The sequence below is a fragment of the Rhizobium sp. 01T444 genome (genome assembly GCF_056398305.1).
Window position 1 is genome coordinate 56,961 of record NZ_JBFTPD010000024.1, and the last position, 20,348, is coordinate 77,308.

The window sequence follows — 20,348 nt, forward strand, 5'->3', positions numbered from 1 at the left end:
CATGCCTTATGATCAGAAGCGCGTTGTTGATGCCATCAGGGCTTTCGAAGCCGGCGAGATCGTCGTCGTCATGGACGACAATGATCGTGAAAACGAGGGTGACCTGATCGTTGCCGCCGTGCATGCGACGCCCGAAAAAATGGCCTTCATCGTGCGCCACACGTCAGGCATCGTCTGCGCGCCCATGCCGAAGGAAGAGGCCAAGCGGCTGAACCTCAACGCCATGGTGGCGGAAAACGATTCCGCCCACACGACCGCCTTCACCGTTTCCGTCGACTTCAAGCACGGTACGACCACGGGCATTTCCGCCGACGACCGCACGCTGACGGTACGCAACCTTGCAAACCCGAATGTGGGTGCGTCAGATTTCGTCCGTCCCGGCCACATCTTTCCGCTGGTCTCCCGCGAAGGCGGCGTGCTGATGCGTTCCGGCCATACGGAAGCGGCCGTGGATCTCTGCAAGCTTGCCGGCCTGCCGCCGATCGGGGTCATCTCCGAACTCGTCAATGACGACGGCACGGTGACGCGCGGCCCGCAGGTCGTGGATTTCGCCGAACAGCACGGACTGAAGCTTCTGTCGGTTGCCGACCTCATCGCCTATCGCCAGCGCAAGGAAACGCTGATCGAGCTCGGCTCGAGCTTCGATATCGAGACACCGTTCGGCAAGGCCAAGGCGCATACCTACGCCCTGCCCTGGGATCCGATGCAGCATCTCGCCGTCGTCTTCGGCGATATCAGGGACGGTGTCGATATTCCGGTGCGCCTGCATCCGGAAAACGTAGCCGACGACCTCTTCGGCAAGCGCAAACCGGTCGACTTCTATATGCAGAAGATCGCCGAAGAGGGCCGCGGCATCATCGTCTACCTGCGTGAAGGCTCCGTCGGAGTCGGCCATTACGACAATGGCCGCAAGGCACGCAATCAAGGCCGTGAGGCGCATACCGAAGCACAGACGCGCGACAGCGAATGGCTGGAAATCGGCCTCGGCGCACAGATCCTCAGGGATCTCGGCGTCAGCTCGATCAAGCTGATGACGAGCCGCGAGCGGCACTATGTCGGTCTCGAAGGATTTGGGATCAAGATTTCCAAGACGGAAATCTGCTGACTAGCTATCCCTTCTCCCGTCTGGGAGAAGGGATTACCCTTTCCAGCGGTCGAGATAGACGACGTTCTCCACGCCGGCGAAGCGCGCTAAGCGCTCCAACTCGGCTTCCAGCTTTTCCAGCCGCCCTGCGGATGCCTTCACGCGTGGCTCAAGCCACAGGCGCTTGACATCCAGCGTGCCCTTTTTCCTGTCCGCCTTCATATCGATACGGCCGATGAGCCTGTCGCCTTCCAGCAGCGGGAAAACGTAATAGCCGTATTCCCGCTTCGGCTCCGGCACGAAGATCTCGATACGATAGAAAAAGCCGAATAGGCGCTCCGTCCGGTTTCTGTCGCGGATCATCGGATCAAACGGGCTGAGTACCCGGATTCGGGGCGGCGGCTCTGGGTAAGTGTCTGTAGTGGCGAGGAAATCGGCAAAGGCCCATGAGGATCGCGGCTTGCCGCCGAGGGCCGGTTCGATCAGCAGCTCAATCAATTCGTCCCGGTGTTCAGTTACCCAGACCTTGGCTTCATCCGGCGACAGCAGATCCCAGAAGGCGGCGATTTCGCCGTGGGTGGCAAAGCCCAGACGGGCAAGCGCGCTTCTGCAGGCCCAATCCACGAAATCCTCGCGGCTGACCTCAGGCTCATGGAATTCGGCGGGAATGACGCGCTCGACAAGATCATAGATCTTCTGGAAGTTGGAGCGGCCGGCGATGGCGAATTTGCCGGTGCGCCAGAAATATTCGAGCGCCGTCTTGTTGGGGTGCCAGTTCCACCAGCCGCCGGAGACGTGGCCGTCCGCCTTCATGTCGCGCGCCAGGATCGCCCCATCCTTGACCACCCGATCATAGGTCTCCTCGAAGGAAGCTTCGAAGCCCTCGCCGCGCCATCTACGCCAGCGCTCGACGATTGCCTTCTCCTCGTCGAGGAACTTGTGCTTCCAGTATTTGAAGAAGGCGCTCGGCAGGATGGAGGCATCGTGCGTCCAGTGCTCGAAGAGCGCACCATCCTTCTCCAGGAGTGCGGTCAGGTGTTCGCGCCGATATGTCTGATTGCGGGAAAAGAGGATCTGATGATGGGCGCGCTCCACCGTCTGAATGCTGTCCACCTGCACGAAGCCGAGGTCGTGAATGAGGTCCAGTAGGCCGGCCTTGGTCAATGCACGGTTCGGAGGCGCGCTCAGCCCCTGCTTGGTGAGAAAGACACGGCGGGCATCGGAATTGGAGAGCAGATTCGTCATGCCGCGATCATAGCGCGGAAAATCTTCCTAGCTAGCCGATACGATATTCGAGCCGATTCGATTTTGATCCTTTATCGCGTCGTCACCGCCTTATAGAAGCAGGAATTCAAACAAGGGGACCATAGTTGGATATTCGTTTCGAGAGCGCGGGCGCCAGTTTCGGAGCAAGAGTCGCGGTCGAGCCACTGACACTGTCTCTCACCGAAAACCGTCTCGGCGTCATCGGGCTCAACGGTTCGGGCAAGACGACCTTCGCGCGGATGATCAACGGGCTCATGAAACCCACCACTGGCAAGGTCATAGTCAACGGGCGCGACACACTTGGGGAGAAGACGGCGCTTGCCGATGTCGGCTTCATCTTCCAGTCGCCGCAGAACCAGATAATCCTCCCGATCGTCAAGGACGACATCGCTTTCGGACTGAAGGGCCGCGGCTTTAGCAAGGCGGAGATCGATCGAAAGGTCGAGATGGTGCTGGCCCGCTTCAACGCCGAGGAACTAGCCACCCGCCGTGCGCATGAGCTTTCGGGCGGCGAGTTGCAGATCGCAGCACTCTGCTCGGTGCTGGCAACCGGTCCCAATATCCTGATCCTCGACGAGCCGACCAATCAGCTTGACCTGCGCAACCGCGCGCTCGTGCAGAACACCATCGATGGGCTTGAAGAAAATGTCGTCGTCATCACCCATGATCTCGAGCTGATATCAGGCTTCGAGCGGGTGTTACTGTTTCATGAGGGCAGGCTGGAGGCCGATGCGCCGGCAGGAGATGCGATTGCCCGCTACAGGGAGCTTGCCGTCTGATGCAGTCGCTTTATGTCGAAGGTAACAGTGCGCTGCACCGGCTTTCGCCGCGGGTAAAGATCTTTTCCCTCTTCCTGCTCGGCGTCGTGTTGTTCCTCGGCGACAATCTTCCGGTGCTTGCCGTCGTCACGCTGCTGACGGCGCTGACCTATCGCAGCATCGGCTTGTCGCTGAAGGAATCGGCCGTCCGGCTGCGGCCAATCTTGCTGACGATCGTGATCGTGGCACTCTTCACCCTCATCGTCAGTCCGTGGCACGCGGCGCTTGCGACGCTGCTCCGGCTGACGGCGCTGATGCTGTTTGCTGCCGCCGTGACCGTAACGACGACAATCACGCAATTCATGGATGAGATAACGGCGCTTGCACGACCGCTGGAACGGACAGGCTGGGTGAAGGCCGACGACATTGGGCTGGCGGTCGGTCTCGTGCTGCGCTTCGTACCAGAAATCATCGCCCGCTACCATGCGATCAGCGAAGCGCATGCCGCGCGTGGACTGAAGGTGCGACCGGCGACGATCCTTACCCCGCTCATCATTTTAACGCTCAGGGATGCGGATAACATTGCCGCGGCGATTGACGCGCGCGGCATTCGGCGGCATGTCAGTTAACGATTTATGAATTGGAGATCACGATGAGCACGCGCGACCTCGTTCTTGCCGCTCTTTTCGCCGCGATTATCGTGGCTCTCGGCCTGCTGCCGCCCATCTATCTCGGCTTCATCCCGGTGCCGATCACCGCGCAATCGCTCGGCGTCATGATGGCAGGCGTCGTGCTTGGCGCAAGACGCGCCACGATTGCCGTGCTGATCGTCCTGGTGCTCGTAGCCATCGGGCTGCCGGTGCTTTCGGGTGGCCGCGGTGGATTTGCCGCTTTCGTGGCCCCAACCTCCGGCTTCCTGTTCGGTTGGGTCTTTGCCGCTTTTGTGACGGGCCTCCTCAGTGAACGGCTGGTTCACGGCGATCAGTCCGGCCTCGTCCAGACGGTAAGCTTCTTCCTTGCCGCCATGATCGGCGGCATCGTCGTGCTTTACGCCTTCGGGATCGCCTATCTGGCTCTTGCAGCAAATATCGGCCTGAAGCAGGCCTTTGTGGGCAGCATGGCATTCATCCCAGGTGACGTCATAAAGGCCTTCGTCGCAGCGCTCGTCGGCCGGGCCGTCATGGCCGGTTATCCACTCTTGCGGATTCGCGCTTAATCCAGGAAGCCATAGAGCCAGTCGCGCGTCTCTTCGGGAAGCGAGACTGGCGAGCCGTCGTCGCGGCTGCGCGCCTGCCAGGTGATTTCGACCTCGGCAGCACGCTCGTCGTCAATCTCGGCGGCGATGAGAAAGCCGATGGAGCGCACACCGATCTTGTCGACGCCGGCGGTGAAGGTCACTGCTTCGTGATAGTGCAATGGCCGGTGAAGGATGCAGGACACCTTGGCGGGAGTATAGACAGGCTCGTCCTCCACATCAGGTCTCAATGACCAGAAACCCGCAAGTACGGATTCGGCATAGGAAATATAGGAGGCCAGAAACATCTGGCCGTTCATATCCACATCACGAAACGGTATGCGCAATTCCACCACGTCCGGGCGGTTCGTCTTACTCATTTACAGGTCTGCCTTGCAGGTTATCACTAGGACCCTAGCATGGGGTCCGTCGATGTAAACGAAACAATTAAAATAGCGTAAACGGAGGATGCGGAGCGTTAACCGCGACGATGCAGCGTGTTGAAATCGACACGCTGCGCTCCATCTGCTGTGGATCATGACATTTGCGATCGATAGAGTGCCGGCATGAGCACCCGTCTTTACGAACATCCCATCTTTCTCGAGCACGTGACGCCGTCAGGCCATCCCGAGCGCTCCGACCGCATCCGCGCGCTCAATGTCGCGCTGGAGCATCCGAATTTCGAGCGCCTGGACCGAAAGGAAGCGCCGCAGGCGAATGAAGACGCCGTGCTGCTTGCCCACCCGGAGGAACATCTGATCGCCGTCATGCGGCAGATCCCGGAAGAGGAAGACAAAATCAACCAGCTCGAAGCCGATACCTATGCCAGCCAGAAGAGCCTGCAGGCGGCACTGACCGGCATCGGCGGGGCGATGGCCGCCGTCGACGACGTGTTCCGCGGCAAGGCCGACAATGTGTTCGTCGCGGCGCGCCCGCCGGGTCACCATGCTGAAAAGATGACGGCGATGGGCTTCTGCTTCTTCAACAATGCGGCTATCGCTGCCCGCCATGCGCAGAAGGCGCACGGCGCCGAACGCGTCGCCATCGTCGATTGGGACGTCCACCACGGCAATGGCACGCAGGATATTTTCTGGGACGATCCCTCCGTGCTTTTCTGTTCCACCCATCAGATGCCGCTTTATCCCGGCACTGGGGCCAAGGATGAAAACGGCGCGCACGGCACGATCGTCAATGCGCCGCTTTCGCCCAATGTCGGCAGCGATCATTTCCGCGAGGCGTTCAAATCGCGCGTGCTGCCGGCACTCAACGATTTCCGGCCTGATATCATCATTATCTCTGCCGGATTTGACGCCCATCACCGCGATCCGCTGGCGCAGATCAACCTGACCGGCGAGGATTTCGACTGGGCGACGGGCCGTCTTCTGGAGGTTGCCGACCGCAGCGCCAATAACCGGGTCGTCAGCCTGCTGGAAGGTGGGTATGATCTGGAAGGACTCGCCGAGTCGGCGGGCATGCATATCCTCAGAATGATGAAGGGTTGAGAATGACTGACAGCGCCAAGCCGGAGGTTTCCGGTCTTTCCTTCGAAAAGGCGGTTGCCGAACTCGAAAGCATCGTTGCCCGGCTGGAACGCGGTGATGTGGCGCTGGATGAATCCATCGAGATTTACGAGCGTGGCGAAGCGCTGAAGAAGCATTGCGAAACGCTGCTTTCGGCCGCCGAAAACCGTATCGAGAAGATCCGTCTCGACCGCGCCGGCAAGCCACAGGGCGTCGAGCCGCTCGACGGCGCTTAAAGGCGTACGGAAACTCCCTTTCAAGACGCTTGGCGACCAGCTTCCGACCGATCTATGATCCCCTTTCAAAGCAAGAAGGGGACTGACTGATGACGGACAGATTGAAGGGCAAGGTCGCCATCATATCGGGCGGCGCGACCGGCATGGGCGGCGCAGCCTCGAAGCTCTTTGCGGCCGAGGGCGCGCGTGTCGCCATCATCGACCGCAATGGCGAGGCGGCGGCGGAAACCGTCAATGAGATCCGCGCTGCCGGCGGCGAGGCCGATTACTGGACGGCTGATGTTTCGGAGGAAGCAGCCGTCAATGCCGCGGTGGCCGGCGTCGAGGAGCGCTACGGACCGGTCACTGTCCTTTTCAATCACGCGGGTACGATCGTCATCAAGCCGTTCCTGGAGACCACGCTGCAGGAATGGGATTGGCTGCATGCGGTCAACGTCCGCTCCATGTTTCTGATGGCGAAGGCGGTGCTGCCCAAGATGATCGAAGCCGGCGGCGGATCGATCGTCTGCACCTCGTCAATCTCGGCGGTCGCGGCGACGCCGATGGAAGTGCTCTACGACACGACCAAGGGCGCGGTGCATATGTTTGCGCGCGCCATCGCCGTCGAATTTCGCGACCGCAACATCCGCTGCAATGCCGTCTGCCCCGGCTTCATCCGCACGCCGCATGGCCTGCGCGAAGTGAAGGAATTGCAGGCGCATGGCGTTGATGTTTCGGACGCGGCGATTGCCGCGCAGCAGGGCCGGATCGGTGAGCCCGAGGATGTCGCTCGCGCCGCACTCTATCTCGCGAGCGATGAATCGGTGTTCGTCAATGGCGCCCATCTTTTCGTCGACAATGGTTTTACGGCAATCTGACGGCTTCCCGACGATCTCGCAAACTGGCCCTTTCGCGCCGGACCCGCAGGCGCTATCTGTGGCGGAAGCCTTTGTGATTGGAGTGCGCCATGTCCTTCTTCCCCGGTAAAGATCCCCTGCCCGGCGATGCCTTCGCCTGCGATGCGATCGAGAATCTGATCATCCCGCGCACCAGCGATATCGGCGGCTTCCAGGTGCGCCGCGCCCTGCCGACCCGCCAGCGCCGGCTTGTCGGGCCGTTCATCTTCTTCGACCGCATGGGACCGGCGATCCTGAAGCCAGACGAAGCATTGGACGTGAAGCCGCATCCGCATATCGGGCTTTCGACGGTCACCTATCTCTTCGATGGCGAGATCCGTCATCTCGACAGTCTCGGAACGGAAAAGGTCATCCGCCCCGGCGATATCAACCTGATGACGGCCGGCCGCGGCATCGTGCATTCGGAGCGCACGCCGGACAATCTGCGCGGCCATCCGCTTCTGATGTCCGGACTGCAAACGTGGCTGGCATTGCCTGACGACAAGGAGGAAATCGACCCCTCCTTCGCCCATACCGAAAAGGGAGAGATGCCGCTGATCGAGACCAACGGCGTGCGTGGGCGCGTCGTCATCGGCTCGTTCGAGGGTCTCGCCTCGCCGGTGAAGGTGTTTACCGATACGCTTTATGTCGATCTCGACTTACAGCCGGGCGCGAAATTTCCCTTCGGCGCGGCTCACGAGGAACGCGCCGTCTATGTGCTGTCAGGCGAGGTCGTCATTGCTGGCGACAGGTTTGCGGCAGACCAGCTTCTTGTCTTCCGGCCCGGCGATGCGATCACGCTCGAAGCTGGCACTGAGGGCTGTCATCTGATGCTGTTCGGCGGTGCCGCGCTGAATTCCAAACGCTACATATGGTGGAATTTCGTGTCCTCCTCGAAGGAGCGGATCGAGAAGGCCAAGGAGGAATGGCGCACCGGCCGCTTCGATATCGTTCCCGGCGATGAAGAGGAATTCGTGCCTTTGCCGGAGGGCTGAAGTGCTCTAAGGTGAAAAACTTGCGGTTATGCAAATGTAGTTGTTTTGCCGCAATTCAATCGAATAAAGCAAAGCCGATCAGTCAAAGAAGAGCGCCCGCCCGTGACACAATCCCCGAAGACCCCGCTGCTCGATCAGGTCACCTATCCTGCCGACCTGCGCAAGCTCGAGGATCGCGATCTGCCGCAGCTTGCACGCGAAGTCAGGGACGAAATGATCGACGCCGTCTCCCGCACCGGCGGGCATCTCGGCGCAGGTCTCGGCGTGGTGGAGCTGACGATCGCCATCCACAACGTCTTCAACACGCCTGACGACCGGCTGATCTTCGATGTCGGCCATCAATGTTATCCGCACAAGATCCTGACCGGGCGCCGCGACCGCATTCGCACGCTGCGCCAGGAAAACGGTCTCTCGGGCTTCACGCGCCGGGCCGAAAGCGAATACGACCCCTTTGGTGCTGCGCACTCCTCAACCTCGATTTCCGCCGGCCTCGGCATGGCTGTTGCTGCCGATATCGACAGGACGGACCGCCGCGTCATCGCCGTCATCGGCGATGGGGCACTGTCAGCCGGCATGGCCTATGAGGCGCTGAACAATGCCGGCGCGCTCGATGCCCGCCTGATCGTCATTCTCAACGACAACGACATGTCGATCGCCCCGCCGACCGGGGCGATGAGCGCCTATCTCGCCCGCCTTGCCTCCGGCCGCACCTATATGGGCTTCCGCGACTTCGGCAAGAAACTGACGGCCTATCTCGGCAAGAACATCGACCGGGCGATCACCCGCGCCGTCGAGCATGCCCGCGGCTACGTGACTGGCGGGACGATGTTCGAAGAGATGGGCTTCTACCATATCGGCCCGATCGACGGTCATTCCTTCGACCACCTTCTGCCCGTGCTGCGCAACGTGCGCGACAATGCCAATGGCCCGGTGCTGATCCATGTCGTGACCCAGAAGGGCAAGGGCTATGCGCCGGCGGAAGCTGCAGCCGACAAATATCATGGCGTCAACAAGTTCGATGTCATCACCGGCACGCAGGCGAAGGTGAAGCCGAATGCACCGAGCTATACCAATGTCTTCGCTGAGACGCTGGTCCAGGAAGCAACACTCGACGACCGCGTCGTCGGCATCACTGCCGCCATGCCGACCGGCACCGGCCTCGACAAGTTCGCCGAGATTTTCCCGTCACGCTGTTTCGATGTCGGCATTGCCGAACAGCATGCAGTGACCTTCGCCGCCGGCCTTGCCGCCGAAGGTTTCAAGCCTTTCGCAGCGCTCTATTCCACTTTCCTGCAGCGCGCCTACGACCAGGTCGTGCATGACGTGGCGATCCAGGGCCTGCCCGTGCGCTTCCCGATCGACCGCGCCGGTTTCGTCGGTGCCGATGGTCCGACACATGCCGGTTCCTTCGATACGGCCTTCCTTGCCACCCTGCCCGGCTTCGTCGTCATGGCGGCCGCGGACGAGGCGGAGCTCAAGCATATGGTGCGCACGGCCGTCGCATATGATGCCGGCCCGATCTCGTTCCGCTATCCGCGTGGCGAAGGTGTCGGCGTCGACATGCCGGAGCGCGGCCAGATCCTTGAGATCGGCAAGGGCCGCATCGTCAAGGAAGGCACGAAGGTTGCGCTTCTTTCCTTCGGGACGCGGCTTGCCGACTGTCTGCTGGCGGCCGAAGACCTAGATGCCGCTGGCCTTTCGACGACGGTTGCCGATGCGCGCTTTGCAAAGCCGCTCGACCACGCGCTGATCCGCCAGCTTGCGCGCCACCACGAAATCCTCATCACGGTGGAAGAAGGCTCCGTCGGCGGCTTCGGCAGCCAGGTCATGCAGTTCATGGCGATGGATGGCCTTCTCGACCGTGGTCTGAAGGTGCGCTCGCTGGTTATGCCCGATATCTGGATGGAACAGGCTAAGCCGGAAGCGATGATCGCCCATGCCGGTCTCGACCGTGCCGGCATCGTCTCGACTGTGTTCAACGCGCTCGGACGTGGTGTTGCCGTCGGCGTGGCCGGTTAAGGCAGCACGCCGACGGGCTTTTCTCACTCAGGCTTTTTTCCATCACGGTAGAAGATCATTCCGCCGTGATGCAGCACGCCGTCGATGAAATCACCATCGGCGGTAAAACCGGTATCGTCCCAATATTCGATATGATCGCCGGTCACTTCATAGCGGCCCTGGTAGGCACTCTTTCGCGTACCCCTCGCCTCGTCATAACGGCCGTTGGACAGCAGTTCCTGCTGGATGTGGCCGTCACCGGTGATCCACATTCCGAGATAGGGGCCGAGATAGGGACGGTTCTGCATTTTCGTTTCCTCTGAAAGAGCGGATGAGGCGGCAAGCGAAAGCACCGCCCCGGCGAGAGCCCCGCGGATCCGCATGGTCACAGTCCCACGCTCGCCGTCGGGCGGACGGTGATGTCGTTGACATCAACATCCTCGGGCTGCTCGATGGCGAAACGGATCGCCCGGGCAATGGCATCGGGCTTCAGGGCGATCTCGCGGAAGGCGACCATGGCTTCGGCCGAAAAAGGTTCGGTGATCGTCTCGGCGAGTTCGGATTCGACAACGCCGGGATAGATGCAGGTCACACGCAGCTTCTTGTTTTCCTGGCGCAGACCATCGGAAATCGCCCGCACTGCATATTTCGTGGCGCAGTAGACGGCAGCCGTCGGCACAACCGCCAAGCCGCCGACCGAGGAGACGTTGATGATTTGGCCGCGCTCCTGCGTGTTCATGATCGGCAGTACGGCGGCGACGCCGTAGAGTACGCCCTTGATATTGACATCGATCATGCGGTCCCATTCCTCGACCTTGAGCGAGGACATCAGCGACAGCGGCATGACGCCGGCATTGTTGACCAGAACATCGACGCCGCCGAAAGCCTCGACCGCGGCCTTGGCGAAGGCCTCGGTATCGGCCCGGTCGGTAACGTCGAGCGCGCGGAATTCCACCGTGCCGCCACCGGCGCGGATTTCCTTTGCCAGCTCTTCCAGCCGGTCGGTACGGCGTGCGCCGATCATCAGCTTGGCGCCGGCAGCACTCAGTTCGCGTGCGGTGCCGGCGCCGATGCCACTGCTCGCGCCAGTGATGAGAACTGTCTTGCCTTTTATACCCGTCATGTTCTTTTCCTCATGCTTCAATCGGGACCGCAGCCGAATGCTGCCGATCCATGCGCATAAGATTGGGCTTGGCCAGGCAGCGACCGATAGCAAGCTTTTCCGGATTTCTTGCACGATCTTCCGAAAGCCGCTTCAGGCGCTTGGCATTTGCAGCAGTAGGGTTCATGCTGCTTCCATGGAAAAGATTGCCGAACTTGCAGACTTGATCGATCGTCATACCGAGACGGATGGTAATTTCGACACGGTGCTGCCGCGGGTCGGTATCATACGATCCTCCGCCCGCACCGAACCGATCCATACGCTCTATGAACCTTCGCTCTGCATCGTGGCGCAGGGGCGCAAGCGCGCCGTGATCGGCGAGATCGCGCATGTCTATGATGCCGCGCATTATCTCGTGGTCGGTGTCGACCTGCCGGTGATCGGCGCCGTTGTCGAGGCGAGCGCCAACCGGCCATACCTGTGCCTTCGGCTACAGCTCGACCGCAGCACGCTTGCCGAAATGCTGCCTGCCGTAGAGGGGCGTCTGCCGGAAAGCCCTGCGGCCGGTGTCAGTGCCACGACGCCTGAACTCATCGACGCGGTCGTGCGCCTGTTGCGCCTGCTCGACACACCCGAGGATGCGGAGGTTCTGGCGCCGCTGATCGAGCGGGAGATCCTCTACAGGCTGATCCGCGGGCCGCAGAGCGCGCTGTTGCGGCAGATCGCCAATGGCGAAAGCAGGCTCAACCAGATCGGCCGGGCGATCGATTTCGTGCGGAAGAATTTCAGCGAGCCCTTCGCCATCGAGCATCTGGCTTCGGTGGCTGGCATGAGCGCTTCATCCTTCTACGAGCATTTCAAGACCGTGATGGCGATGAGCCCGCTGCAGTTCCGGACCCAGCTTCGTCTGCAGGAGGCACGGCGGCTGATGGTGACCGAGGGGCTGAGCGCTGCCGAGGCTGGTTTCCGTGTCGGTTACGACAGCCCTTCGCAGTTCAGCCGCGATTATGTCCGCATGCATAGCATCCCGCCGCGGCGGGATATCGAGCGGCTGCGCGCCTCCGCCGGGTAAACCCAAAAAGAAAGGGCGGCACTCAATGCCGCCCTTTCTTTTTCATTTCCGAAGAGATCGCTCTCAGAACTCGGTCCAGTCTTCCTGGACGACGGCAGCAGCCGCGGTTGCCTGCTTGCCGCCGAAGGCCCTAGTGACCTTGCTAGCGAGCGCGCGGGCCGGAGAGGCGACCGGTCGGGACGCGGTGGTTGCTGCAGTGGTTCTCTGGACCGGAGCGGCAGCCTGAGCGCCGAGCTTGAACTGGCGCAGCAGGTCGTCAAGAGCGGATGCTTCCTGGGCAAGCGCGTGGCTCGCAGCAGTCTGCTCTTCAACCATGGCGGCGTTCTGCTGAGTGCCCTGGTCCATGTTGTTGACAGCGGTGTTGATCTCCTGCAGGCCGATCGACTGTTCGCGGGTCGCGGTGACGATTGCGCCGACATGACGATTGATTTCCTGAACCTCGGCGACGATCGCTTCCAGCGCCTTGCCGGTTTCGCCGACAAGGCCGACGCCGGAGTTGACCTGTTCGCTCGACGTGTTGATCAGCGCCTTGATTTCCTTGGCGGCATTTGCGGAACGCTGGGCGAGTTCACGCACTTCCTGTGCGACGACGGCAAAACCCTTGCCGGCTTCACCGGCACGTGCTGCTTCGACGCCGGCGTTCAGCGCCAGAAGGTTGGTCTGAAAGGCGATGTCGTCGATGACGCCGATGATGTTGGAGATCTCGCCCGAAGACTTTTCGATCTGCTGCATGGCCGAAACCGCCCTGCGGACGACTTCGCCGGACTTTTCAGCGCCGAGGCGGGTGCGCTCGACGAGGTTGCCGACGTCTTCGGCGCGCTTGGCGGAGTCGCGCACCGTGGTCGTGACTTCTTCGAGAGCAGCTGCGGTCTCTTCGACGGCAGCGGCCTGCTGTTCGGTGCGGTGGGCGAGATCGTCCGCGGCAGAGCGAATTTCACCGGCGCCGGCATTGATGGCCGAAGCGTTGCGGCCAACGGACTGCAGGGCAGCCTGCAGCTTTTCGACGGCATTGTTGAAGTCGTTGCGCAGGCTGTCGTACTGCGGCGCAAACGGCGTATGGATGCGGGATGCGACATCGCCAATGGCAAGGCCGGCAAGGCCGCCGGCCAGAGCATCGACGGCGAAGCGGATTTCGCCTTCTTCGCGGGCCTTCTGCTCGTCGCTCATCTGTCGTTGGCGCTCGGCTTCGCCGCGCATGCGGTCAGTTTCGCCAGCAAGCTGCTGCTTTTCGATGGCAGCATCCTTGAAGACCAGAACGGACTGGGCCATGCGGCCGACTTCGTCGTGACGGCCAGTTGCCGGGACTTCGATATTGTGGTCGCCGCCGGCCAGACGGTCCATGGCGGCCGTCATGCCGACGATCGGGCGAACGATGGTGCGCGACAGAGCCCAGGCGAGTGCGGCGGCGGCAAGAGCTGCGGCAATGCCACCGGCCAGAAGCGTCGTCTTGAGATCGCTATTGGCGTCCGCCTGGGCCGCGGCGAGTGCAATGGACTTGTCGCGGGCGAGAGACTTGATCTTGGCGGAAGCGGCGCGGAAGCCGTCGAGCTGGCCCTTGGTGGCGTTGACACCGATCTTGACGACCTCTGCGATCGGCGTTTCTGTTTCCTTGCGGGCCTTGGCTTGCGGCTCGGCGAGCTCGTGGAAATAAAGGTCTGCAGCCTTCTGCATCTCGTCGATCATCGAGACGAGCTCAGGCTGGGAAGCGGCGGTCTGCTTTGCAGCGGCAATCGCCTTCAGCATGCGCTCGCGGTTGGCAAAAATATCGCCATAGGTACTGTCGCTGCGGAAGAGAATGAAGCCGCGCAGGTTGACGGCCTGCTCAAGCATGGCCTGCAGCGCGTCATCGATCTGGTTGACGAGAAGCTCGGATTTTTCCTGTTCAGCGGAAGCGCTCGCCGATGTCGTTGCCTTGGAATAAACGAAAGCGGAAACGGATACGAAAATAAGGATGAGTGCTGCGAAAGTGGCCGCAAGCTTACCATTCAAGGATATGTTTCGAGCGAACATCGGTCAATTTCTCCTGGCGACATCAGGCGCGACAAGGGGCGACTACGCAAATGCGCAGCCACAAGACTTCTTGATGAGGGACATGATCGGCGGGGAGGACGCGGGAGCCTTCATGGCACGAAGCGATTCAAAAGCGAGCCGCTGCAATCAAAACGAACCTATGCGGGCAGGATTTAAAATTGTTTAAATTTGGTGCGTCGCAGCACAGGTCGATTTAGTTTATTGCAGTTCCGGCGATGTGAGCCTGCACTGGCGTGCCCGCGATGCCAACAAAACGCTTGCAACCGGCGGCTTTGACGGTCATTCACAGCCGATGTCAGATCAAAACAGCCAGCGCCTCGACCAGCTTCTCGTCACCCTCGGCCTCTTTGCGAGCCGCTCGCGGGCGCGAGACGCCGTGGCACGCGGCACGGTGAAGGTCGCCGGCAAGGTGGTGACGAAGGCCGGCGCCGTCTTCGGCGACGATGCGACAATCGAAATCGACGACCCAGCGCAGGACTATGTTTCGCGTGCAGCATTGAAGCTGGTGGCCGCACTCGACCACTTCGGGCTCGATCCGGCAGGACGGCACTGTCTCGATGTCGGCGCTTCGACCGGCGGCTTCACCGAAGTGCTGCTGGAGCGGGGTGCTGCGCATGTGACGGCTGTAGATGTCGGCCACGGGCAGATGCATCCGCGCATATCGGGCAATCCGCGCGTGACCAATATCGAGGGGCTCAATGCCCGCAATCTGACGGCTGAGGATATTGGCCAGCCCGTGGCGTTCATCGTCTCCGACGTCTCCTTCATCTCGCTCAAGCTGGCGCTTGCTCCGGCGCTCGATATTGCGGAGCCGGGAGCGCTTGCCGCGATCCTCGTCAAGCCGCAATTCGAGGCGGGGCGCGAGGCGATCGGCAAGGGCGGGCTGCTCAAGGATCCGACTTCCGGGCCTGCCGTGGCGGCAGAACTCGAGCGATGGTTCACTGAAGACATGGGCTGGAAGAGTTTCGGGCTCATCCCCTCACCTATTTCGGGCGGAGACGGCAATCAGGAATTTCTATTGGCAGGGACAAAAGCGTGAGCACGGAAACAATCACCATCGACAGGCTCGGCGCACAGGGCGACGGTATCGCCAACGGCAAGGACGGACCTGTCTATGTGCCCTTCACGCTGCCGGGAGAGACGGTAGCGATCGCCCGCGTCAAGAGCCAGGGCACGGTCATGTCGATCGCCTCGGCCTCCGCCGACCGGCAGGAGCCGCCCTGCCGGCATTTCGGACCAGACGGCGTCAACGGCACCTGCGGCGGCTGCACGCTGCAGCATATGGCAGATGTGCCCTACCGCGCCTTCAAGCGGCAGCTCGTCATTGATGCGCTGAAGTCCAAAGGGCTGACGCCTGAGGTCGGCGAGATCGTCGCCGCCCATCCGGGCGAGCGGCGGCGGGTGGTCTTTGCTGCACGCAAGACCGAAAAGGATATGCTTGTTGGTTTCAACCAGGCAGAAAGCCATCACATCGTCGCCATCGAGGAATGTCCCATCTCGTCGGCGGGGATCATTTCCCGGCTGCCGGCAATCAAGGCTGTCGGGGCGGCAGTCGCGACCAATGCGGATGCCTTCCGCATCGCGGTTCTCGAAACGCTCTCCGGCCTCGACCTTGCGGTCGAAGGCATAAAGAAGCTGTCCGACCAGCAGCGTCGCAAGGCGGTCGAGGTCATACTCGGCCTTCGCGGCATTGCCCGCGTTTCGCTTGATGGTGAAATCCTGATCGAGCCGGCCAAGCCTGCCGTCGAGTTCGGCGGTATCCAGGTCTATCCGCCTGCCGGCGGCTTCACACAGGCGACGAAGCCTGCAGAAGAAGCAATGGCAAAGCTGGTGCTTGCGCATGTCGGCAAGGCCAAGCGGATCGCAGATCTCTTTGCCGGCGCCGGCACCTTTTCGCTGCAGCTTGCCCGTCTCGGCCGCGTGCATGCCGTTGAAGGCGACGGCAAGGCGATTGCGGCACTCGACTACGCGGCGCGCAATACGCAGGGCCTGAAGCCGGTGACCGTCGAAAAGCGCGATCTCTTCCGCCGCCCGCTGATGACCTCGGAGCTCAAAGTCTTCGACGCCGTCGTCTTCGATCCACCACGTGCGGGCGCGGAGTTCCAGTGCAAGGAACTGGCGCGCTCGATCGTCAAGAAGGTCGTGGCGGTGAGCTGCAATCCGCTGACGCTTGCCCGCGACCTCGCCATCCTCGTCGAGGGCGGCTACCGAATTACATCGGTCACGCCCATCGACCAATTCCTCTGGACCTCGCATGTTGAGATCGTCGCGACGTTGGAGAAATAAGCAGCCGTCAGCCGACCTTTTCGCCGGCGAGATAACGGCCCAGTTGGTCGAGTTGTCCGGCGATGCCGGCCTGGCGATATTCCACCTTATCGCCGCCGTCGAGAATGGTGATCTGCTCGGTGACGACGACATGCGTGCCTTCGGCAACCGGCGTCAGGCTGATGGTCGTCAGTGACGAGGAGATGCGCCGCTCATTGTGCGACATCGTATAGGCGTAGACGATGCGGCGATCCCTGACGATGTCTTCATAACGCGCATCGGCGACATATTCGTCACTCTTGCCGAAGTTGAACCGGCTGATATCGCGGCCGCCGACGCGGAAATCATTTTCGGTATAGGTGGTGGTGAAATCCTCGCCGATCGCCTCCCACTGTAGGCGCGCCTTCGGATCGGACCAGGCGGCAAAGACGCGTGGAGCCGGCACGTCATAGGTGCGCTCGATGGAGAAGGTGGAATGAAAGGTGCTGTACTCTTCCTGCATGGTCTTACTCCTTTTCGTTCTGCTTCTCAGGTTTGTCCGGCATTTCCGGATTGGCTTCGAGATATGCGCCCAGTTTGTCGAGGCGGTGCTCCCAGAGGGTGCGACGCTCATTGATCCAGGCTTCGGCGGAGCGCAGCGCCCGCGGCTCGATCCGGCAGGTGCGCACGCGGCCGTTCTTTTCCGATCGCACAAGGCCGCTCGATTCCAGCATCTGCAGATGCTGGAGAACAGAAGGCAGCGCCATGGACAGCGGCTCCGCAAGCTCCTTCACCGAGGCGGGGCCCTTGCAGAGCCGATCCACCATGCTGCGCCGGGCGGGGTCTGCCAGCGCCTGAAACATCAAATCGAGCGCATGTGATTGGTTAGGCATGTACCTAACTATAGATATGAGATGGCGAGAGTCAATAAATAGTTCGGCAAATACCTAACTATTCCACGGGGGGTGCGCGGCTGGGATGCACGTCGCCCAAAGTTTCGCAGCGCGGGGGTTAAGCGCGCTGCGAACGGCGATAGACGTTGGATGAATTCGGACAAGGGGGGTCGTACGAAACACATCACGCGCCCGGACAGTTCGGGGGAACCATCCTCCATTCATTAGTTAGACTATGCTTAAGAGAGGCTTGAAATTCGCGTCTGACAATAACCACTGATTTCTAGGGCTCAGCGGCGCATGAAAGCCTCGAAGGCAGCGCGCGCCTCATCACTTCTCATGCGGGCGGCGAAGTGACGGGCCTCTTCATCGATACGCGCGATGATCTCCTCCCGCGGGCCGCGAACGAGATCGCGAGCGATCTTCAACGCTTCCGGCGGTTTGGCTGCAAGCTTTGCGGCCGCAGCGATCGTCTGGCTTTCCACATCTTCCGGCGTCGTCACCTTCCAGATCAGGCCGGCTTGCTTCGCATCCTCAGCCGTAAAGGCCTCTCCGGCAACGAGCATGGCGAAGGCGCGCTGATGACCCGTAATGCGCGGGACGATCAGGCTCGAGCCCGCCTCCGGCACCAGCGCCAGATCGACAAAAGGCGTGCGGAAATGGCTGCGGTCGGAAGCAACAGTCAGGTCACAATGCAGGTTGAGCGTCGTGCCGATGCCGATCGCCAGACCATCGACGCCCGAGACGAGCGGTTTTTCGGCATTGACGAGTGCATAGAGAAAATCAATCAGTTCCTGGCCCATGCTGCCGCCCATGGCCACGGCGAGAAAATCGCTGATATCATTGCCGGCCGAGAAGCAGCCTTCGGTGCCGAGAAAGACCGTCACCCGGATATCGGCATCGGCATTGGCGGCATTCAGCGCGTCGGTCATGGTCCGGTACATGGCGCGAGTGAAGGCATTCTTCTTTTCCGGCCGGTTGAAACGGATGAGCTGGACGGACGGATGTTCCGCGGATCGCTCGATGATGATGGGATCGCTCATATCAGTCTCCTCAGGCAAGGACGGTGCGGGCAGCTGCAAGGCTATTGGCACCGTTGACGACACGGTCTTTCAGCGCCGCCGTTTCGGACAGAAGGTTTTCGGCTGCGAAACGGCAGAGCGCGATACGGCCCTCGCCTGCCCCATCCGCGGTGCGGGCAAGGCCGCCCTTGGCGAGATAGCAGCCTGTGAGCGCAAGGCCGAACAGACGCTGATAGGGGGTTGCGCCGGACAGGGCCTCGGCGGACTTGCTCTCTGCAAGGCGCGCGAGAAGCCAGTCGGTAGCCTCTGCCAGATCGGCAAGTGCTGTCTCCAGCCTGTTGGCCGTCGTGCCGAAACCGTCGAGATTTGAACTGTGGACAGCCTCGGCGATCGCCTTCAGCTCGGCAATGAAGCCCCTGACCTGCTTGCCATCAGACAAAGGCAGCTTGCGGGTGACGAGATCAATTGCCTGAATGCCGTTCGTGCCTTCATAGATCGGGGCGATGCGGGCATCACGCAAATAGCGAGCGGCACCTGTCTCCTCGATGAAGCCCATGCCACCGTGCACCTGGATGCCGAGGGAGGCGACATCGACGCCGGCATCCGTCGCGAAGGACTTGGCAATCGGCGTAAGCAGCGCAGCGCGCTCCTGCCAGTGTTCGCGTCGCTCATTGGCGCGATGCGCCATATCGATCGCATGGGCGCAAGCATAGGCGATGGCGCGTGAGCCCTGCGTCAGGGCCTTCATGGTGAGCAGCGTGCGCGTGACATCGGGATGGTCGATGATCGGGCTCATGCCGGAGCCGCTCCAGCCAGGGGCCTTGCCCTGCGTGCGCTCCTTKGCATAGGCRAKCGCCTTCTGCGTCGCCGCTTCACAGATCGCCACACCCTGCATGCCGACGGCAAGTCGGGCATTGTTCATCATCGTGAACATGCAGGCGAGGCCCTTGTTCTCCTCGCCGATCAACCAGCCGATCGCACCCTTCTCTTCGCCGAACTTGCCGTCGCCATAGATCATGGTGCAGGTGGGCGAGCCGTGAATGCCGAGCTTATGTTCGAGCGAATGGCAGTGAAGATCGTTGCGGGCGCCGAGCGAGCCGTCATCATTGACAAGGAATTTCGGCACGAGGAAAAGCGAGATGCCGCGAGTGCCGGCCGGCGCATCCGGCAGGCGCGCCAACACGAGATGGATGATGTTGTCGGCCGCGTCATGCTCGCCCCAGGTGATGAAGATCTTCTGGCCGAAGATGCGGTAGCTACCATCCTCACGGCGCTCGGCGCGCGCCTTCAGTACGCCGAGATCGGAGCCGGCATGGGGTTCCGTGAGGTTCATCGTGCCGGTCCATTCACCGGACACCATGCGCGCCAGATATTTTTCCTTGAGAGCGGCACTACCATGCACGTTCAGCGCCTCGACGGCACCCATGGTGAGCGTCGGGCAGAGTGCGAAAGCCATTGAGCCGGAGTTCCACATTTCGAGGGCCGCGACATTCAGCATGTGCGGCAAAGCCTGGCCACCGAAGTCCTCCGGCGCGGTCAGGCCGTTCCAGCCGCCTGCGGCCCAATTGCGGTAGAGGTCGCGCCAGCCGTCCGGCGTCTTCACCTCACCGTCGGCAAGCCGGGTGCCCTGGCGGTCTCCGATATCGGCGAGAGGGGCGATTTCCTCCGTGGCAAATCGTCCCGCCTCGGCAAGAATGGCATCGACGAGATCCTCGCCAAGATCGCCGAGAAGACCGTCGTCGATCGCCTCAGCCATGCCGGCGACATGCTTCAGCGTGAACGCGATTTCCTCGACAGGCGCCTTATACATCTTATTTTCCTCCGCATTCAGCTCACGCACGGCAGAGCCGGTGCACAAGCGCCTCGATTCGAAGAGCTAATTGATTTTTACGTAAACGTCAATTTGGTTTCCGTCGATAACCTTGATCGAGAGCGCCTTTTCGCTTGTGCACTTGCACAAACAGACGTCATGGAGAATCTCTAAGCGTGTCGCGATCTTTCAGATCCGCTGCCACGCT

The 20,348-nt window shown here is 61.3% G+C and carries 21 protein-coding genes; 12 read left to right on the forward strand and 9 right to left on the reverse strand.

Annotation, left to right across the window (positions count from 1 at the left end; all coding sequences use genetic code 11):
- The first annotated feature begins 1 nt into the window (after nt 1).
- Nucleotides 2-1,105, forward strand: a complete 1,104-nt coding sequence (gene ribB / locus AC1DTN_RS26675) for a 3,4-dihydroxy-2-butanone-4-phosphate synthase (RefSeq protein ID WP_113323062.1) — start codon at nt 2-4, stop codon at nt 1,103-1,105.
- A gap of 33 nt (nt 1,106-1,138) precedes the next feature.
- On the opposite strand, the gene AC1DTN_RS26680 is transcribed toward ribB, so the two are convergent.
- On the reverse strand, nt 1,139-2,329 hold the full coding sequence (locus AC1DTN_RS26680) for a winged helix-turn-helix domain-containing protein (protein ID WP_477923283.1): 1,191 nt from the start codon (nt 2,327-2,329) through the stop codon (nt 1,139-1,141).
- Between the two features lie 125 nt (nt 2,330-2,454).
- Here AC1DTN_RS26680 and AC1DTN_RS26685 point away from each other — a divergent pair, with 125 nt between their 5' ends.
- The 3 genes from AC1DTN_RS26685 to AC1DTN_RS26695 are packed head-to-tail and all read left to right on the forward strand — an operon-like array spanning nt 2,455 to nt 4,324.
- Entirely contained in the window at nt 2,455-3,129 is a 675-nt protein-coding gene (locus tag AC1DTN_RS26685; protein WP_477923284.1) for an energy-coupling factor ABC transporter ATP-binding protein, read from the forward strand.
- On the forward strand, nt 3,129-3,737 hold the full coding sequence (locus AC1DTN_RS26690) for a CbiQ family ECF transporter T component (protein WP_477923285.1): 609 nt from the start codon (nt 3,129-3,131) through the stop codon (nt 3,735-3,737). The genes AC1DTN_RS26685 and AC1DTN_RS26690 overlap by 1 nt, the downstream gene beginning before the upstream one ends.
- A 23-nt stretch (nt 3,738-3,760) precedes the next feature.
- Nucleotides 3,761-4,324, forward strand: coding sequence for a biotin transporter BioY (locus tag AC1DTN_RS26695; RefSeq protein ID WP_113323058.1), 564 nt, complete (start codon nt 3,761-3,763; stop codon nt 4,322-4,324).
- On the opposite strand, the gene AC1DTN_RS26700 is transcribed toward AC1DTN_RS26695, so the two are convergent.
- Nucleotides 4,321-4,722: an acyl-CoA thioesterase gene (locus AC1DTN_RS26700; protein ID WP_113323057.1), complete on the reverse strand. Its 402-nt coding sequence runs from the start codon at nt 4,720-4,722 to the stop codon at nt 4,321-4,323. The genes AC1DTN_RS26695 and AC1DTN_RS26700 overlap by 4 nt on opposite strands.
- A 186-nt stretch (nt 4,723-4,908) precedes the next feature.
- Between AC1DTN_RS26700 and AC1DTN_RS26705 the strand changes: the two genes are divergently transcribed.
- The 5 genes from AC1DTN_RS26705 (at nt 4,909) to dxs (ending at nt 9,987) form a co-directional block, all read left to right on the forward strand.
- The gene (locus tag AC1DTN_RS26705) at nt 4,909-5,844 is read left to right on the forward strand and encodes a histone deacetylase family protein (RefSeq protein WP_007817938.1); all 936 of its coding nucleotides are present in this window, start codon (nt 4,909-4,911) and stop codon (nt 5,842-5,844) included.
- A 2-nt stretch (nt 5,845-5,846) separates the two neighbouring features.
- Nucleotides 5,847-6,098: an exodeoxyribonuclease VII small subunit gene (locus AC1DTN_RS26710; protein ID WP_003545921.1), complete on the forward strand. Its 252-nt coding sequence runs from the start codon at nt 5,847-5,849 to the stop codon at nt 6,096-6,098.
- 89 nt (nt 6,099-6,187) lie between these two features.
- Complete coding sequence (locus AC1DTN_RS26715) at nt 6,188-6,955, forward strand: SDR family NAD(P)-dependent oxidoreductase (RefSeq protein WP_477923287.1); 768 nt, start codon at nt 6,188-6,190, stop codon at nt 6,953-6,955.
- Nucleotides 6,956-7,044: 89 nt separating this feature from the next.
- On the forward strand, nt 7,045-7,968 hold the full coding sequence (locus tag AC1DTN_RS26720; RefSeq protein WP_439014244.1) for a pirin family protein: 924 nt from the start codon (nt 7,045-7,047) through the stop codon (nt 7,966-7,968).
- Between the two features lie 102 nt (nt 7,969-8,070).
- Nucleotides 8,071-9,987, forward strand: a complete 1,917-nt coding sequence (dxs, locus tag AC1DTN_RS26725) for a 1-deoxy-D-xylulose-5-phosphate synthase (RefSeq protein WP_113323054.1) — start codon at nt 8,071-8,073, stop codon at nt 9,985-9,987.
- Nucleotides 9,988-10,010: 23 nt separating this feature from the next.
- Here dxs and AC1DTN_RS26730 read toward each other — a convergent pair whose 3' ends face one another.
- Both AC1DTN_RS26730 and AC1DTN_RS26735 read right to left on the reverse strand, forming a co-directional pair.
- Nucleotides 10,011-10,349, reverse strand: coding sequence for an Atu4866 domain-containing protein (locus AC1DTN_RS26730; protein ID WP_310378445.1), 339 nt, complete (start codon nt 10,347-10,349; stop codon nt 10,011-10,013).
- A gap of 2 nt (nt 10,350-10,351) precedes the next feature.
- Nucleotides 10,352-11,089 carry an SDR family oxidoreductase gene (locus AC1DTN_RS26735; protein ID WP_439014243.1) on the reverse strand — a complete coding sequence of 246 codons (738 nt, stop codon included), beginning with the start codon at nt 11,087-11,089 and terminating at the stop codon, nt 10,352-10,354.
- 175 nt (nt 11,090-11,264) lie between these two features.
- Here AC1DTN_RS26735 and AC1DTN_RS26740 point away from each other — a divergent pair, with 175 nt between their 5' ends.
- A complete protein-coding gene (locus AC1DTN_RS26740) occupies nt 11,265-12,140 on the forward strand; it encodes an AraC family transcriptional regulator (RefSeq protein WP_439014242.1) in 876 nt (291 codons plus the stop codon).
- A 63-nt stretch (nt 12,141-12,203) separates the two neighbouring features.
- Here the strand turns inward: AC1DTN_RS26740 and AC1DTN_RS26745 are convergent, their stop codons facing one another.
- Complete coding sequence (locus AC1DTN_RS26745; protein WP_477923290.1) at nt 12,204-14,150, reverse strand: methyl-accepting chemotaxis protein; 1,947 nt, start codon at nt 14,148-14,150, stop codon at nt 12,204-12,206.
- A gap of 313 nt (nt 14,151-14,463) precedes the next feature.
- Between AC1DTN_RS26745 and AC1DTN_RS26750 the strand changes: the two genes are divergently transcribed.
- Together AC1DTN_RS26750 and AC1DTN_RS26755 are read left to right on the forward strand one after the other, a co-directional pair.
- A complete protein-coding gene (locus AC1DTN_RS26750) occupies nt 14,464-15,210 on the forward strand; it encodes a TlyA family RNA methyltransferase (RefSeq protein ID WP_477923315.1) in 747 nt (248 codons plus the stop codon).
- Nucleotides 15,207-16,457, forward strand: a complete 1,251-nt coding sequence (locus AC1DTN_RS26755; protein WP_477923292.1) for a class I SAM-dependent RNA methyltransferase — start codon at nt 15,207-15,209, stop codon at nt 16,455-16,457. Before AC1DTN_RS26750 ends, AC1DTN_RS26755 begins: the two co-directional genes overlap by 4 nt.
- 7 nt (nt 16,458-16,464) lie before the next feature.
- Here the strand turns inward: AC1DTN_RS26755 and AC1DTN_RS26760 are convergent, their stop codons facing one another.
- The 4 genes from AC1DTN_RS26760 to AC1DTN_RS26775 all read right to left on the reverse strand — a co-directional run bounded on the left by AC1DTN_RS26760 (nt 16,465) and on the right by AC1DTN_RS26775 (nt 20,140).
- Nucleotides 16,465-16,938: an SRPBCC family protein gene (locus AC1DTN_RS26760; protein ID WP_162748021.1), complete on the reverse strand. Its 474-nt coding sequence runs from the start codon at nt 16,936-16,938 to the stop codon at nt 16,465-16,467.
- A 4-nt stretch (nt 16,939-16,942) separates the two neighbouring features.
- Nucleotides 16,943-17,308, reverse strand: coding sequence for an ArsR/SmtB family transcription factor (locus AC1DTN_RS26765; protein WP_113323047.1), 366 nt, complete (start codon nt 17,306-17,308; stop codon nt 16,943-16,945).
- Nucleotides 17,309-17,598: 290 nt separating this feature from the next.
- Nucleotides 17,599-18,351 carry a crotonase/enoyl-CoA hydratase family protein gene (locus tag AC1DTN_RS26770; protein WP_439014237.1) on the reverse strand — a complete coding sequence of 251 codons (753 nt, stop codon included), beginning with the start codon at nt 18,349-18,351 and terminating at the stop codon, nt 17,599-17,601.
- Between the two features lie 10 nt (nt 18,352-18,361).
- Nucleotides 18,362-20,140, reverse strand: a complete 1,779-nt coding sequence (locus AC1DTN_RS26775; protein ID WP_477923293.1) for an acyl-CoA dehydrogenase — start codon at nt 20,138-20,140, stop codon at nt 18,362-18,364.
- Nucleotides 20,141-20,348: the final 208 nt, after the last annotated feature.